12 protein-coding genes and 1 pseudogene are annotated in these 16,887 nt (G+C 41.5%); 4 read left to right on the top strand and 9 right to left on the bottom strand.

From position 1 onward, the window contains the following. Positions 1–3: 3 nt before the first annotated feature. The 8 genes from BM386_RS10570 to BM386_RS10535 form a co-directional block, all read right to left on the bottom strand. Entirely contained in the window at positions 4–984 is a 981-nt protein-coding gene (locus BM386_RS10570) for a M28 family peptidase (protein ID WP_091693588.1), read from the bottom strand. Continuing rightward, positions 974–2,464, bottom strand: a complete 1,491-nt coding sequence (gene cysS / locus BM386_RS10565) for a cysteine--tRNA ligase (protein ID WP_091693586.1) — start codon at positions 2,462–2,464, stop codon at positions 974–976. Before cysS ends, BM386_RS10570 begins: the two co-directional genes overlap by 11 nt. Positions 2,465–2,587: 123 nt before the next feature. Continuing rightward, positions 2,588–3,370: a hypothetical protein gene (locus BM386_RS10560; protein WP_091693583.1), complete on the bottom strand. Its 783-nt coding sequence runs from the start codon at positions 3,368–3,370 to the stop codon at positions 2,588–2,590. 126 nt (positions 3,371–3,496) lie between these two features. Next, entirely contained in the window at positions 3,497–3,715 is a 219-nt protein-coding gene (locus tag BM386_RS10555; protein WP_091693581.1) for a type II toxin-antitoxin system HicB family antitoxin, read from the bottom strand. Continuing rightward, positions 3,705–3,965: a type II toxin-antitoxin system HicA family toxin gene (locus BM386_RS10550; protein WP_091693579.1), complete on the bottom strand. Its 261-nt coding sequence runs from the start codon at positions 3,963–3,965 to the stop codon at positions 3,705–3,707. The genes BM386_RS10555 and BM386_RS10550 overlap by 11 nt, the downstream gene beginning before the upstream one ends. Positions 3,966–4,092: 127 nt before the next feature. Continuing rightward, positions 4,093–5,619 (bottom strand): bifunctional phosphoribosylaminoimidazolecarboxamide formyltransferase/IMP cyclohydrolase, encoded by a 1,527-nt coding sequence (gene purH, locus BM386_RS10545; protein ID WP_091693576.1) that lies wholly within the window; start codon positions 5,617–5,619, stop codon positions 4,093–4,095. 194 nt (positions 5,620–5,813) lie between these two features. Then, on the bottom strand, positions 5,814–6,905 hold the full coding sequence (locus tag BM386_RS10540) for a glycoside hydrolase family 18 protein (protein ID WP_091693573.1): 1,092 nt from the start codon (positions 6,903–6,905) through the stop codon (positions 5,814–5,816). 405 nt (positions 6,906–7,310) lie between these two features. Next, positions 7,311–9,248 (bottom strand): ATP-binding protein, encoded by a 1,938-nt coding sequence (locus BM386_RS10535; RefSeq protein ID WP_091693571.1) that lies wholly within the window; start codon positions 9,246–9,248, stop codon positions 7,311–7,313. Positions 9,249–9,757: 509 nt separating this feature from the next. On the opposite strand from BM386_RS10535, the gene BM386_RS10530 reads away from it, so the two are divergent. The 3 genes and pseudogenes from BM386_RS10530 to BM386_RS10520 form a co-directional block, all read left to right on the top strand. Further along, positions 9,758–10,450 (top strand): head GIN domain-containing protein, encoded by a 693-nt coding sequence (locus BM386_RS10530; protein ID WP_091693568.1) that lies wholly within the window; start codon positions 9,758–9,760, stop codon positions 10,448–10,450. A 287-nt stretch (positions 10,451–10,737) separates the two neighbouring features. After that, positions 10,738–13,164 carry an ABC transporter permease gene (locus BM386_RS10525; protein ID WP_091693565.1) on the top strand — a complete coding sequence of 809 codons (2,427 nt, stop codon included), beginning with the start codon at positions 10,738–10,740 and terminating at the stop codon, positions 13,162–13,164. A gap of 295 nt (positions 13,165–13,459) precedes the next feature. Continuing rightward, positions 13,460–14,047: pseudogene (locus tag BM386_RS10520) on the top strand (head GIN domain-containing protein); the annotation flags it as partial. A gap of 249 nt (positions 14,048–14,296) precedes the next feature. Here BM386_RS10520 and BM386_RS10515 read toward each other — a convergent pair. Beyond that, positions 14,297–15,283, bottom strand: a complete 987-nt coding sequence (locus tag BM386_RS10515; RefSeq protein WP_091693559.1) for a bestrophin family protein — start codon at positions 15,281–15,283, stop codon at positions 14,297–14,299. 272 nt (positions 15,284–15,555) lie between these two features. On the opposite strand from BM386_RS10515, the gene BM386_RS10510 reads away from it, so the two are divergent. Next, complete coding sequence (locus BM386_RS10510) at positions 15,556–16,887, top strand: cytochrome ubiquinol oxidase subunit I (RefSeq protein ID WP_091693556.1); 1,332 nt, start codon at positions 15,556–15,558, stop codon at positions 16,885–16,887.

Here is a 16,887-nt window from a genome sequence, read left to right as displayed (position 1 = left end):
TTTTTACTCTTGGTAAACAGTAAAAAGAACAGTTTCTCCTACTGCCTGCAAAGTTCGACGATCAATGATCTCTATATTGTCTGTGTGCTTATGGTGGTACTGGGCAAAGCCAAAATCCGGGGAAAACTCGATAATGTCTATCATTGGGATTTTTGCAAATGCGTTTACAAATACATGGTCGTCCGTGATTTCAGGAGCATCTTTGTAAATAAAGAAGTCACCTTGACCGATGCTGTGGGCATTATCCCAAACTTTTTTCAATATACCTGAAGCATACTGGCGGGAATATCCTTCTCTATAGAATCGCGCTCCTTTTGCTCCGACCATATCCACGAGTATGCCGAAATAGGCGGAATAATTTGGTTTATGCTTGTTTTTGGACCAATGTTGTGAACCCAGACACCACCAGAAATCCTGGGCATTGTTCTTTACTTTGGTGCTCTCAGGCTCTCCATCATCCTCTCCGTCGAAGAGAATAATATCAATGCCCACATCCGGCTTCAGTTCCTGAGTGCCAATTACACGGGCGATTTCCAATAAAACACCTACACCGCTACCTCCATCATTGGCTCCATCGATAGGTTCATCGATCCGCTCGGTATCTTTATCCGCAATTCTGCGTGTATCCCAGTGTGCTGCCAAAAGAATTCTCTTGGTAGCTTCTGGATTATAAGAAGCAATGATGTTGCTCAGATCCCATGTCAGTCCATCGTAAGTTTTTGCTTCGAAATCCTGAGTTTCTACAGCAAAGCCATAACCTTCAAACTTGGACAAAAGCCAATTTTTAGTTGCTTCATGAGCTTCAGTTTCAGGCACACGTGGGCCGAAGTCCACCTGCTTTTGGACAAAAGCATAAGCAGAATCCGGGTTGAATGTAGGGTAAGGCTTTGCAGGAGCTTTCTCAATAGTCTCAGTTTTTTTCTCTGGGCTAGTACATGCCCAAGCCAGAGCTAGCAAACTGACTAACCAAAATCTATTCTTCATATGCCCAGTCAATTTTATCTTTCATGTCTTTCACTACAAAACCTAAGGCCTTTAAGCCTGCTCTGATCTCATCTACTTTTGTGTAATCGCGAGCCGTTTTTGCTTCAGAATAAAGTTTCAGAAGCAAATCCAGCATCTCATTTTGGCTGTCTGATTTCTCTTCCATCAATCCCAAAATATCAGAGACGAATGTGCTAAATGTGTCAATCAATTTATTGAAAACCTCCTCACCAAATACGGCAGGATTCAGTTGTCCGGTGTACATGGAGTTGATTTTCTTCAGCAGATTGAAAAGATGACCAATAGCTTGAGCTGTATTAAAATCATCATCCATAGCTCGATAGGCGTTGGTGATGATTTGTTCTACTTGCTTGATTTGCTCCTCATCTTGCTGCGCATCACTTGCCTCATACTTCAAAAGCTTGGCAATTCTCAATCCGTTGATCAGTTTCTTATAGCCTTTTTGCGCAGCCTGAAGTGCTTCGTTGGAAAAATCCAAGGTAGATCTATAATGTGCCGTCAGGATGAAATAGCGGATCGTCATCGGACTGTAGGCCTGATCCAGGAGCTTATGGTTGCCGGTGAAAAGCTCCTGCAAGTTGATGAAGTTCCCCAAAGACTTGCCCATCTTCTGGCCGTTGATGGTGATCATATTATTATGCATCCAGTACTTGGCCGGATCCTGATGATTGCAGGCATTACCCTGTGCGATTTCACATTCGTGGTGAGGGAAAAGTAAATCCATTCCGCCTCCGTGTATGTCAAACTGCTTGCCGAGGTACTTTGAACTCATGGCTGTACACTCTAAGTGCCAGCCTGGAAAGCCGACTCCCCAAGGAGATTCCCACTTCATCAGATGCTCAGGAGAAGCGTTTTTCCAAAGCGCAAAATCAACTGGATTGCGTTTTTCATCCTGTCCATCCAGCGTACGGCTTCCGCTTAACAGGTTTTCCAAATCACGTCCGGAGAGCTTGCCGTAGTTGCTGGTTTCGTTGTATTTCAAAACATCGAAATATACAGAACCATTGATTTCGTAGCCCAAGCCTTCCTTCAAAATCGCTTCTACCAATGCAATCTGCTCCGGGATGTGGCCAGTAGCACGTGGTTCTATGCTAGGTTTCCAGGTATTCAGCAGCGCCATATCCCTATGATAGCTGTCCGTATATTGCTGTGCAACCTCCATTGGCTCAAGTTGCTCTAGCTTAGCTTTCTTAGCTATTTTATCCTCGCCCTCGTCAGCATCTCCCTGCAAATGACCTACATCTGTGATGTTGCGCACGTACCGAACTCTATATCCTAAATGGGTCAGATAGCGATTGACTGTGTCAAATGTGATCGCGGGGCGGCCATGGCCAAGGTGAGCATCCCCATAGACTGTCGGTCCACAGACATACATACCTACAAAAGGCGGATTGATGGGTTTAAACTCTTCTTTCTGGCGGGAAAGCGTATTGTATAATTTGAGATTATGCGACTTCATTTATAGAATCAAGATTCAAGTATCAAGAACCAAGAACGGAAAAAGCCCGAAATTGATTCAGGCTGCAAAATAGGGGATTCGAGTGGGGAAATGAAAGGGAATTAAATTTAGATTGTATGCCGGCTAATTCGACTGGCTGTAGCTATAAACTGTTTTGAAATAAGGAGAGAAGCCATATTCAGGATAAAGCTCTACTTCTTCTATCATTCTATCTTGATCATCGTAAGAATAAACAAACATGGGCTCTAAATTATCAATGCTGGAGACAGGAATAGATTTAGATATAAGTCTCCCGCTTTCGTCGTAGATATAATGCCAATCCCTGATAGGAGATTCTTGCTGATCAGACACACCCCAGATCTGGCGAGTGATTCGACTATTCTCATCATAGAAAAAGAAATAGGCCTCGTATTGGTCAGTGAATGGTCCTAGAATTTTTTCACTGACCAAACCTTGGTCATTGTACTTATACTGAAAATGGTTTAATCCATCTCTTGTGATTTGATGCAAGCTTCCATCTGGGTTATAATGGTATTTTAAGGTTACTGTCAACTTATAATCAGTGTGGAATTTTGGGTAGATATTTTTTTCAATGATCAAATCATCTGAATAGACGTAAAGAACAATACTGGTAGTGTCCAAAGATTCATCGAGGTAAACGTTAAACAATTCATTACCCTGAGAATCGTAATAGATGTCTCTATGACCTAAAAAAGTGTCTAACTGAAATTCTGTTACACGATTTGGCTGATCGTCTGAAGGTACTGCTTTCGGCAAAAGCTGAATTAAAGTAAGTTGTGGTTCAGTGAGAGTCTCTGAAAAATCCTGCTCATCCGGAACAACTTCACAACTCACAATGGATAAAATAAAGCCTAACGAAACAATTGGTTTTAGTGAGCTTTTCATGACCTAAATAGTTTTAAATCAAAATGTTGAATATAGTTGATTAATAAATATTAGACGCGAATAATATCGAAATTATTGAAACTATATGGTTATTTGTTTTGCACTTCTAAAGCATCTTAAACTTGTTTAGGTAAGCATCAATTTTCCTTTAGGAGTAGGAATAGATCTTCCAAGAGATTTCGCTGTTTCTACCCATTCCTCGATGACGATTTCTACATTAGCTAGAGCCTCTGAATAGGAATCTCCATCTGCTAGACAACCTGCCAATTCAGGAACTTCAGCAATGAATGCTTGGTCTTCTTCACTCCAGTAAATGATTATTTCGTATCTCGGGTTATTTTTCATCTTTTAGCTTTAATCTATATTTCAATATAAGATTTCTTACTTGTTTGACCTGATAAGGTTTTGCTTTTCCGCCTTTTTCCTGGATGTTAAGTATCTCTTCTACTTGGGATTTGGAGAATATATGATGACTTCCTTTGATTCTTTCTTCAAAACCGAAAATAACCAACAATCTTTTGAGGTCTTCAAAATCAATATTTTGATCTGATGCCCCTCTCATTATTTTCAGAAGGATTTTCTCATACTTTCCCATTATTAAATATATGGAAACTTCCGATTTTCAAATCCATTCTGGTTTAAAATCAATTAATCAAAAAAAGACCTTCGAAAACGTAGGTTCCGAAGGTCTTGATATTTATTTCTAGCGACTTGCTATTTCTTTAATGCTTAAAGTGTCTCACTCCTGTCATTACCATTGCAATACCATTTTCGTCACAATAGTCAATGCTTAATTGATCTTTGATTGAACCACCCGGCTGAACAACTGCGGTGATTCCTGCTTTACCAGCGATCTCCACACAATCTGGGAATGGGAAGAAGGCATCAGAGGCCATTACAGCGCCATTCAAATCAAAGCCAAATGCTTTCGCTTTCTCAATCGCTTGAAGCAATGCATCCACACGGGAGGTTTGACCCACTCCGCTGGAGAATAATTGATTCTCATTGGAAAGGATGATTGTATTTGATTTGGTGTGTTTACAGATTTTGGCTGCGAAAACAAGAGCGTTTTGTTCAGCTTCTGAAGGAGCTTTTTTGGTAGCTACGGTGAAATCAGCTTTTGTTTCTGTTGCCAAATCCTTGTCTTGCTCGATCACGCCGTTCAGCAGAGTCTTGATCATCTTGGTGCCAGGAAGATCCATTTTCTGCTTTAGCAAAATCCTGTTTTTCTTACCAGTCAATACTTCAAGTGCTTCTTCTGTGAAATCTGGAGCAATCAAAACTTCGAAGAATAAAGAATGCATTTCTTCTGCTGCGTCTTTGTCCACGGTCTGGTTGGTAACCAATACACCTCCGAAGGCTGAGGTAGTATCAGCGTCGAAAGCTTTTTGATAGGCTTCCTTTACAGTTGGAGCCAATGCAACGCCACATGCATTGGTGTGCTTTAAGATAGCAAAAGCTGTTTCTCCTTTGAATTCAGCAATCAAGTTCACCGCTGCATCCACATCTACCAAGTTGTTATAAGAAAGTTCTTTTCCATTCAACTGATCAAAAAGTGCCTCCATATCCCCGTAGAAGTGGGCATTTTGATGAGGGTTTTCACCGTAGCGTAGTGCTTTAGCTTTCGTCTCAGATACTTTCAACGCCGGAATATTTTCAGCTTCGTTGAAGTAATTGAAAATATGTGTATCGTAGTTAGAAGAAACCTGGAATGCCTGAGCGGCGAAATAACGACGGTCAGCTAGGGTAGTGGCTCCATCTTGTTCGGTTAATCTGCCTTCCAATTCAGTGTATTGATCTTTCGATGCAATGATCGTCACGTCCTTGAAATTCTTTGCTGCTGCACGGATCAAGGAAATTCCACCAATATCGATTTTTTCTATGATATCTGCCTCAGAAGCTCCAGAAGCTACAGTTTCCTCAAAAGGATACAAATCCACAATCACCAAATCTATCGCTGGAATATCATATTCTCCAGCTTGAGAAAGATCACCTTCATTATCTCTTCTGTATAAAATCCCTCCAAAGATCTTTGGGTGAAGCGTTTTCACTCTTCCTCCGAAGATAGAAGGGTAGCTTGTCAACTCTTCCACTGGAATAACTTCCGCGCCTTGGTCCTCGATAAACTTCTGAGTGCCACCGGTAGAATAAATGGTGACATCATGTTTTTTCAATAGGGCGATGATTGGTTCGAGGTTGTCTTTATAATAGACAGAAATTAGGGCGGATTTTATTTTTTTTGTTGCCATTTGGGAATGGGTTGGTATGAAAACTTAGCAAGCTGCAAAGGTAAGAAATTTGCTTGGAAGAGAGGTAGTGGAAATTTGATTTACGAAATACGAATTTCGAGATCTTCGAAACTATATACTGGTCCCAACTACTCCTTAAATTCAACTCTTTTATCGAAGGATGAATATTGAATACCGAGTAAGGAGTTGTTAAACTAATCCTTTGACGCCTTATAAATAGCATCCAGCAGACTGCCTTCCTCCTTGGTATCGTTTCCTAATTCCCAGAACATAATGCCGCCCAAGCCTTTCTCCATAGTATATCGGGTTTTTAAAGCAACAGAAACGGTATCATCATAGGATACAAAAAGACTATCAGAAGCATTATACATATAAGGAGCCTGGGCTTTTTCATCCCAGAAACGCTGGAAACTGCTGTCTTGCTCATAGTTGTTACGGATCTCATGATAGGCCATCCAACCAATATGAAGTCCTTTACTCAATTGGTGTAAACCATTGTTCACCGGTGGTACGCCTGCCCAAACTCGACCATAAAATGCACTTCCAATCACAATCTGCTCAGGTCTCACTCCCGATTGGATAAGGAAGTCGACAATCTTCTCCGCTGAGCGCGGGTCTGGATCTTGATTGTGACCATCTGCAAACAAGCTATCCAAATGTGCCTGAAAAGGTGTTCCTGTTATTTCTTCACTTTTCACATCACCTAATGGCGTATGATGGCCTGTGTAGATGGATACTCCGGAAACCTGATCGTAAGTCATCACATTGGTGTAATCGGCATATTTCATCACCTCATCCATGTCCACAAAATCATAATAACGTTTCCAGCCCGCTGAAGCAAAAGTCAACACTTTTGGGGTATCGAATTCATCTAGCATCTCTCTCAATCCCTTCATCAAAGCAGTAAAGTTCACTGTGTCTTCAGGGCGAGCCATCGTTCCGGCACCGGATATCCCTGGGTATTCCCAGTCCACATCCATCCCATCAAGTTTATATTTTGTGATGAATTCAGAAGCACTTTTGATGAATTTAGCACGGCTTTCTTCTGTGAGTGCCATATCCGAAAATCCATCTGCACCCCAACCACCACAGGCGATCATTACTTTGAGGTCTGGATTTCTTTCCTTTTGCTTTACAAGTGCTTCAATCTTCGGTCCTGCAGCCTCTTCGTTTCTGAATTTCATTTCTCCGTCAATTACATTGGTGAAGGAGTAGATGATATGAGTTAATTTTTCCACTGGAATCTTTTCTGGCTGGAAATCACGCTCAGCTACGTAATAGGCCATGATTACCGGTTTTGGAGTAAGTAAAGATGATTCTTGGGAGTCTTCAGTTTGATTATCAGTTGGGGTAGAGCAACTTAAGAAACCAAGTAGAAGAAAGAGGCAGGAGAATGAAGTGATTTTCAAAGTATGGTAATTTTAGTACTTATTAAATAATTTCGTATAAGTTAAAATTACTTATTTTAAAATATTCTTTAGGGTGAAAGGAATAAATTTTAAGTTTTTTCCATGGTTTTGAATAAAGATCAGTGGTAAATGTCCTACTGATTTTTGGAGGGCAAATGCTGATTAGGGGACTTCGGTAAATCTATTTTCATATCCAAAAAAGAACCTGAGGACTTGGATTTCCTTCCGTCTTTTTGAGGTTCGATCACTAATTCTCGCAAAAAATTCGCAGCTAAATAGGCTTTAAATTTCCACTCTGAAAGTCGTGCTACGTCCTGCCTGGCTGCTAACGGTGATTTTTGCACCTATGCTATCCGCAAAATCTTTGCAAAGCATCAGTCCTATTCCTGTGCCCTGTTCGCCGTTGGTTCCTACCGAAGAGTACTGTTTCTTATTAAACAAGCTGTCGATCTGGGCTTGACTCATTCCTATGCCGCTATCTTTTATCAGGATAGCAGTTGGGTGATCTGGATCGATGGATACCGTGATTTCTCCTCCATCTGGAGTGAATTTGATGGAGTTGGAAAGGATGTTTCGAAGAATGAACCTTAGCCTATCCCGGTCTGTATGCAGTGTCACTTCCGCAGGGATTTCGTTATGAAGCGTGAGTTCTTTTTGATCTAATTGTTTGGCAAAAAGCTGTTGGTTTTCGGTGATGAGTTCTGCGAGAGCGACTTCGGTTTTTTCTACTTTCTCTGAGCTCATCTGAGTTCTGGCCCAAGTGAGTAAGTTGGAAAGCAGGATAGATGCTGAGCGGGTATTGGTGGCAATATTGCTAAGGATATAATTCATCTCAGTGAGGCTGAGTTCACCTTCTTGCCAGAGATCCAGCGAGTTATTGAGCGAGGCAAAGGGAGTTCGCAGATCATGAGAAATGATAGAGAATAGCTTTTCCCGGAACTTATTGGCCTTTTTGAGTTCTTTGTTCGAGGTCTTAAGTTGTGCTGCCTGTTCCTGAATTTGATTATTTTGGAGCTGTACCTTTTGGTTGGTTTCTTCCAATTTGTGATGAGCTATCCGTAGTTTTTGGTTGATTTTGCGCTGATGCCAGGCAAGACCGAGCAAAAGCAACCCTACTGAGATGAATATCCAGAGTAGCTCATTTTTACGTGTAATAGTGAGTTCAGCGAGCGCTTGGTCCTGTGTCAATTTCTGATTTTCCAGCTCTTTTTTTTCACTCTCATATTGGATCTCCAACTCATCTCGGATTTTTTGCCTTGAGTCATTGAAGACTGAGTCCTTACTGGCTCTATGAATGAGTTGGAATTCGTAAGCATTTTCAAAATCCTTATTCAAGGCCGACAGATTAGACATTCTACTTGCTGCAATGGAGATCTGGTAGTATGATTCGGTTTTTTCCGCCAACTCGTAAGCCTCCTTTGCATAAGCAAGAGATTTGCTGAGGGACTGCTCATCCCGGTAGTAATCAGAAAGCGTCCCAAGTGAAGAAAGCCTGCCCTCTATATCGTTTAGTTCCTCAGAGTATTCCAAGGACTTCTCCACCATCTCAATGCCTTTGGCTTTTTCTCCTGATTCGTAATAAAGCTCACCAAGCTGGCTGAGGGTGTTGATGATACCCCGATTGTCCTGAAGTGTTTCTTTTAGGGTTAGCGATTTTTCTAAATAATCCTTAGCCAAAGTAAAGTCATTCCCATCCTTAAAAGCCAGCCAACGATCTCTATAAAAGCTCCCCAGGTTATTGAAAAGTAAACTCATAGCTCGCTCATGGTTGATCTGCTGCGCCAGGGCGAGTGCTTCATGGTATTGCAATACTGCCTTTTCCGGATCATTTAATCTGTAATAGATGTTGCCCAGATTCATTGTGGATTCTATCATTCCCACGGTATCCTGCAGCGTTTCACGTATTCCCAATGCTTCAAAATGTGTGCTTAGAGCTTTTTCGTATTCAGCTTTGATCAGATAGGAAACTCCAATGATATTGAGGGAATTGGCCTCCATCTTTCGGAAATTCATCGCATGAGAGATCTCCTTGGCTTCAGTAGCAAAGAGAATAGCTGAGTCTTGATCGTACGGATAATAAATTTTGCTCAGATTATATAATCCTGATGCTTTGATAGAATCATTGTCTGTCTGCTCCACAACCGTTTTAAGACTATCTGTCTGTGACTGTTGAATAGGTGGAACAAATAGAACCATCCAAACCAGTAAGTGAGTAAGCATATGGGTAAATAAAGTAAGAATTTATCCTTGGGTGATAAACAGGATTCGTAGGTAAAGATGCATTTGAATGCCTGTAAATCAAACCTCTGAACTTATATATTGAAAAAAATACTTCATGCCTATCCAAAATATTGACAGGGGAGAAAATAAGAAAATGTAATTCGGCTAGTTCCGAGATCTCTTCTTGTTCTCTATACAAGGCTCTGAAGGTTAAGTTTACCGTGGCCATACTGGTTTTTTTACCGACTTAGAAAGTTTGTAATCAGATTTCTATTCTTGAAACATTCGTAAAAGCTCGTCTTGCGGAGCTGTTTGGAATTGTGTAAGCCGAAGAAGCCGCCTCATCCCAATCTTTACTATGTGCAGTAATTGTTCGTATCCGAACAAAACGGCTGTTTCTCGGACAGAGTAGAAACGTGAAATACTGTTAAATCAGGCATAGAGGCATTTTTATGCCTTGGCATAATCTCTGAAACCTATCTGTCAAACACGACATAAATTAATTTGACATGAATACTTCAAAATTATCTGCATTTGTCCTTCTCCTATTTTTGATGGGCACAACTGTACAGGCACAAACTGAAACCCGTAGTCCCGGCAAATTCACAGGAGTCAATTCCGAAGGATCTTGGGATGTGATCATCACGCTTGGGGACAAGGATGAAGTCAAGCTCGTCTCCAAAGGCTTTGACTTGGGCGAGGTAATCACCGAAATCGAAAATGGAAGTCTTAACATTGAGTTGGAAGACTCCGATGATGATAAGCGTGCAAATTTCACTGCATATGTGACTGTCAGAAATCTGGAAAGCTTGGGTTTAAGTGGTTCGGGAAATATGATTGTCCGTTCTGATATCTCCTCTCACGAGTTTAGCATCGGTCAGGCCGGCTCAGGAACGATAGAAATGGAGATGCTTACAACCGGAGAATTGAATATAGGTATGGCTGGCTCGGGTAGTGTTTTGATCGCCAGCGGAACGGCTTCTGATGTGAATATTGGGCAAGTAGGCTCCGGAGATTTAAAAGCTTTGGCATTGCTGGGCAAAGATGTGAATGTAGGTAAAACAGGTTCGGGGGATACTTATATAGGAGTAGAAGGCGACCTTACCGTTGGCTCGCTTGGTTCCGGGAATGTTTATTACAGTGGAGATCCTACTGATATTTCTAAGGGGAGTTTAGGGTCTGGAAAAGTAGTTAGAAAATAGTAGGCAGTATCTAGTAGTGAGAACCAAGATCCAAGAACCAAGAACCAAGAACCAAGAATCAAGAGTTTAGAGACAAGATAGATAGGGATAAGTAAGATGTGGAAAGTAAAATGTAAGAAGAGAATTAGGGTTAAGAAAAACGGTTTGCGAAGAATGAGAAATCACTTCAGCTTTCACACCTTCTATTGGCTTCCTATGAACTTTACATCCTTAAACATTTACCACCTTCCAACTCTTAATTAATCTTTCAATTTTTAAATTTTCCAATTTTTAAATCAAAACAAGCCATGCTCAAAAACTACCTAAAAATACTGATCCGAAATACTAAGAAAAGTCCTTTATACATGTTTATCAACGTGTTTGGGCTGGCTGTGGGAATGGCTGTGAGTATTCTGATTTTCCTTTTTGTACAGCATGAGCTGAGTTATGATAAGTACAACGCAAATGCTGACCGGATATATAGAGTTTCCAGGAGCTGGAGCAATGCAGACGGTGAAGTGAGCTTGCATTTGGGGCACTTGGCTCCACCTTTTGGACCACTGATCAAAGCGGATTTTGAGGATCAGGTAGAAGAGGTGGTCCGGTTTTTCAATGCAGGACTTTTAATCAAGTCCGGAGAAAATACATTTGTAGAGGACGAGTTTTTCTTTGCTGATCCTGAGGTGTTTGATGTGTTTTCCTGGAAAATGTTGGAAGGAGATCCTAAAGCTAGCCTCAATCAGTCCGATGGGGTTTTGATCTCCGAAGATATGGCAAATAAGTACTTTGGTGATGTGAAGGCTACGGGCAAGGAACTACTCGCAGAAGTAGATGGCATGGAAATGACTTTTCAGGTCCGTGGTGTTTTTGAAAATGTTCCTGACAATTCCCATATGCACCCGGATTTCATTGCATCCATGAATCCCGTGATCCAGTTCTACGGTGGGTTGGAGCCCTTTATGAGCAACTATGGCTCAAACAATTTTTCTACCTATGTTTTGATGAAGGAGGGTTATGATTATAAGAACTTGGAAGCTCAGTTTCCTGCTATGATTGACAGAAATATGGGAGAAGCACAGGCAGGGATTCCCATGTCCAAGACTACAGCTTTGACCATGTGGCCATTGGAAGATATCCACCTTTACTCCAATCTGGATTCGGAGATTGAGGCCAATAGCAACATTGATTATGTTTATATCTATTTCGCAGTTGCGCTGTTTATCCTGCTGATTGCCTGCATCAACTTCATGAATCTATCCACAGCAAGATCTTCCATGAGGTCTATGGAGGTGGGCTTGCGCAAAGTGATGGGAGCTGATAAGAGTCGTCTGATCAGACAATTCATGGGCGAATCATTTATGCTGACCTGCGTCTCCATGATTTTCGCATTGATATTGGTTTACTTGTTTTTACCTACATTTTCGAATTTCACGGATAAAGAACTCAGTTTAAATTTTCTCCAAAATCCAGAATACATAATCGGAATAGTTGGTCTGATTGCTTTTGTTGGACTGATATCCGGTAGTTATCCAGCCTTATTTCTTTCCGGTTTTTCTCCAGCCAAAGTGCTGAAGGGAGCATTTAAGGCAGGAAAAGGGCATGAGAATTTCCGTTCTGTGCTGGTGGTGGGACAATTCGCGATCTCAGTTGTGTTGATTGTAGCAGTGTTGGTTGTCGTGAGACAGTTGGACTTCATGCAAAGTAAGGATTTGGGTTTTGAAAAGGAGGACATCGTAGTGCTTCCCTCCAGCCCGGCTATTGAGCAGAATTATCAGATTATAAAGGACAGATTGGAGAGGCAGCAAGGCATACAATCCGTGAGTATTTCCAGCCGGGTCCCTTCGGGAAGATTGCTGGATTCCCAAGGTAGTACAGCCGAGATAGATGGGGAAATGACACAGCTGAACGTGCGCATTGCTGACGTGCATGTAGCACATAATTTCCTGGATACCTATGGTATTCCGGTCGTGGCAGGAAGAGATTTCGATTTTGATCTAGCCAGTGATTCTACGGAAGCTTTTATCCTAAATGAAGCTGCAATCAGGGAGATCGGATGGCAGACTGCAGAGGAAGCAATAGGCAAAAAGTTTTACTATGGAGGAAGACGTGGATTTGTGACGGGTGTGATGAAAGATTTTCATTTCGAATCCCTGCATCAGCCTATCGTGCCGATTGTTTTTATGATTTCGCAGGATAGAAACAATCAGGTGAGCTTGAAGATAGATGCCGAAAACAAGGAGCAAACTTTGGCCTACTTAAAAGAAGAATGGGCAACATTAAGATCCGATTTTCCATTCGAACCCATATTTGTAGATGAAGGATTCAATAGACAATACGAAGCGGAGGAGCGAGTGAAGACTATTTTCACCTTCTTTTCTGGATTAGCAGTGATCATTTCCATTCTTGGGTTGCTTGGCTTGACCACCTTCGCCACACAGCAGAGAACGCGAGAGATCGGTATCAGAAAAGTAATGGGAGCAGAGACAGGGAATATTCTGATTTTACTGGGTAAGGACTTCCTAAAACTCGTGATGATTGGTTTTCTTATAGCTATTCCGATTTCCTGGTTTGGAATGTCCAATTGGCTGGAGGATTTTGCCTACAAGATCGGTATCAGTTGGACAGTGTTCCTCTGGGCAGGGTTGATTGCTGGGGCGATAGCTGCCATCACCGTAATGTCACAATCGCTGAAAGCCGCTTGGGCTGATCCGGTGAAGAGTATTAAGAGCGAGTGATGTTTTGGTAGCAAGTATCAAGATGCTAGAACCAAGAGTCAAGATCCAAGAGTCAAGTGTCACGACTTAAGAATCAAGAAAAAATCAGCTGATGCAACCTTATTCCTAGATGTCGCATCTAACGAATACAAGACTGTTTAAAAAACCTTTTAACATTTCAACTTTACAACCTTTCAACTATATAAAAATGAAACTCTATTCAAAAATTTTAGCATTTGTCTTCACTGCTTTCGTGATGGCCTCATGCGTACAGGCACAGCAAACTGAAACCAGGACTCCTGGACATTTTACAAAAGTACATTCTGGCGGGAGCTGGGAAGTGATCTTGACAGAAGGAGATAAGGAAGAAGTAAGAATCGAAGCAAAGGGTGTTGACCTCAACAAAGTGAAAACAGAGATAGACGGTGATGTGCTAAGTGTGGGCTTAGTAAAAGGAAGCTATAATAATGTTAAGCTGAAGTTTTACATCACCTACAAAGATCTTGATGGTATTAAGTGCTCAGGTTCTGGAACCATGGAAGTGACTTCTCCGGTAAGATCTGAATCATTTTACGCAGCCCTTTCTGGATCTGGGGACATTATTATAGAAAAGCTGGAAGCAGAGAAATTATCAGTTGGAATTTCAGGGTCAGCAGATATGCTGATCAAAAGCGGCTCTGTAGATCAAGCTGAGATCAAGCAGTCTGGTTCTGGTGATTTCGAAGCAGAGCGCTTGGCAATCGGCGAGTTGGTAGTGGGCAAATCAGGATCAGGAGATACTTTAGTTGGTGACCTTGGAATGCTTTCTGTAAGCTCTTCAGGATCCGGTGATGTTGTTTACTCAGGTTCGCCAAAATTGGGAAATATCAGAACTTCAGGTTCTAGCAGCATAACAAAAAGGTAAAAGACACAAACCAACCAAAAAGTCCCTCAAGCGAAAGTTTGAGGGACTTTTTTTTAAATTATTTAACCACAAAGTACGCGGAGATTTCGCAGAGTCCGCAATTTTCAAAGTGTCTTACACTCGTCAATATAGAAACTAAAGCATTGCAAGATTTGGTAAAGACTAGAATATGGACCACTTCGGTCTTTTTATTCGATTTAGAATTTTTAAAACTTTACCACTTTTCAAACTTATTACTTTAGAACAACATCACATCAAAAACCCATTTTCCACCGCGTAAGGAGCAGGGATGTTTTCCTCTTCCAGCATTTCCAACAAATCAATTTCTATCGCTCTGGCAATGGATGAAATAGGCACATCGTTATAACCGCCTTCGAATGGATTCTCTGAATAATCTCCGATCCGGTCCACTACAAAGAAAGTCCAGATGATTATCGCTGAAAATGGAATGGTCAGCCAATAGTGTAAGGCTGAGGACTGAGCGAAAATATCCAGCAAACCGAAGGGAATCAATGCGCAAAAAATGTAAGTAATCCATAATCCTGTAGATGCATATTGTCTTGGAAATGGAAAGTTTTTAATACGTTCGCTCATTCCTTGATTGGTGTACAATTGACCGATCAGCTCATGAAGCCGAACTTGTTTGTAATCAGAGATGTAGGCTTTTTCGTTTAAACTTCCGATTTCCAAACTTTGATTTTTCAGCAGTTGGGAGGGGATATTGGATAGTTTCTTTAAGCTCCCGAGCTCTTCTTTTGAAAGGTATTTTTCTATTTCAGCGAAGATTCCATCGTTATATTCTTTAATAAAGCCTGGGATGAAATTCAGCTTATTTACAGGTAGATTATGCTCCCAAGTTTTCTCCTTTCGCATCACATGTTTTAGCGCCAAAAGCCAGGCGAGGTGTCTGTAAATAAGTTTCTTTTTGTCTTCCGCTGGCATATTTTGGCTAGGAAGACTTAGAACAGCTGTGGCAAATGTTCTGCTGTCATTGACTATTGCTCCCCAGATTTTTCGGGCTTCCCAAGTCCGATCATAAGAAGAGTTGTTTTTGAAACCTAGAAAAAAAGCTACAGCTACACCGATTACAGAGATTGGCTGCCAGGGAAGTGAAAAAGGAATGGAGGTGACTTCGTATAACACGATTATGACCACAGAGTACAGTATGCCATAGATCAATGATAATTTGGACCAGCGCACTGTCATCCAAAAACTGTAATACCGTTTTACGTACATAAAAATATTTTTTTGCAATTAAACTACAGAAAATTGTCAAAAGTCCGGTATTTAAAGACTTGATTCTGTGGGAAAAAGTAAAAAATCCTTGAAAATGGGGATCTGTTTTTACCTCAGAATATCAGTTCTTCTGAATTTTGAAATGCCTGGTCACGTATGGGTAAATTAAGTTTACTAAACTTGAACTTATCCTGCATTTTCAGCGTCAATCCTATGATTAGTTTAATGTGTTCAGTTCTGGGTTTTTGGCTGAATTAAACCAAATAAAGTGCATGGAAGATCTTTTTGCTGCCCGTTCTCAGATGGCTCTTTCTCTGGGATTCCATATTATTTTCGCTTGTATCGGCATGGTGATGCCGTTTTTTATGGCGACTTCCCATTACAAATACCTCAAAACAGGAAATCCACTTTACAAGGATTTGACTAAAGCTTGGAGTAAAGGAGTAGCGATTTTTTTTGTCACAGGAGCAGTTTCCGGAACCATGCTTTCCTTCGAACTCGGATTGCTTTGGCCGGAGTTTATGCTTCATGCAGGACCGATCTTCGGGATGCCATTTTCGCTGGAAGGAACAGCTTTCTTTATTGAAGCGATCGCCTTAGGATTTTTTTTGTACGGTTGGGATCGATTCAAACCTTGGTTTCATTGGTTCACAGGTGTAGTGGTAGGTGTGAGTGGCTTGGCTTCGGGGATTTTAGTTGTGGCTGCCAATGGCTGGATGAATAGCCCGAGTGGATTTGAATATGTAGAGGGTAAGTTTCTGAATATTGATCCTGTAGCAGCGCTGTTTAATGAGGCTTGGTTTACGCAGGCTTTGCACATGACTTTGGCGGCTTTTACAGCTACAGGTTTTGCAGTGGCGGGAATCCATGCGTATATGATACTGAAGGGGAAGTATATAGATTTTCATAGAAAAGCGTTTACTATCGCAATTTTGTTTGGGGCAGTTGCTGCCTTGCTTCAGCCAATTTCCGGTGATATTTCTGCGAAAGATATTGCTGTAAGACAGCCCGCCAAACTAGCGGCTATGGAAGCGCACTTTGAAACTAGTAAGGCAGCTCCGCTGATCATCGGTGGGATTCCAGATGAAGAAGCTAAAGAAGTTAATTATGCGATTGAAATTCCCGGTGCTCTAAGTTTCTTGGCTCATGGGGATTTTGAAGCAGAAGTGATTGGTCTGGATCAGTTCCCTGAGGAGCATCATCCTCCTGTGGCAGTGGTTCATTATGCATTTCAGATCATGGTTGGGTTAGGGATGATTCTGGTTGGCTTGAGTTTGCTGTATTTTTTCTCTACTTGGAAAAAGAAAAACTGGCAGGCTCAATCCTGGTTTCTATGGCTTTTTGTGCTTGCCACCCCGCTGGGATTTATTGCGCTGGAAGCTGGATGGACAGTCACGGAAGTGGGAAGGCAGCCTTGGATTATTTATGAAATCATGCTGACCAAGGATGCCGTGACTCCAATTCCAGGAATCAAATACTCGTTTTTCATATTTACAGCGATCTATGTATCTCTTGCTGGGATAGTTTCCTTTTTGCTGTACCGTCAGATCAAAGCAGTTCCAGCGACACTGGCACAAAAAACCATGGCAAACGTTGAATCTTAA

The sequence above is a fragment of the Algoriphagus locisalis genome, from assembly GCF_900116615.1.
GTDB classification, from domain to species: Bacteria; Bacteroidota; Bacteroidia; order Cytophagales; family Cyclobacteriaceae; genus Algoriphagus; species Algoriphagus locisalis.
The sequence above is the reverse complement of the archived record's forward strand: the minus strand, read 5'-3'. Positions and strand labels throughout refer to the sequence as shown.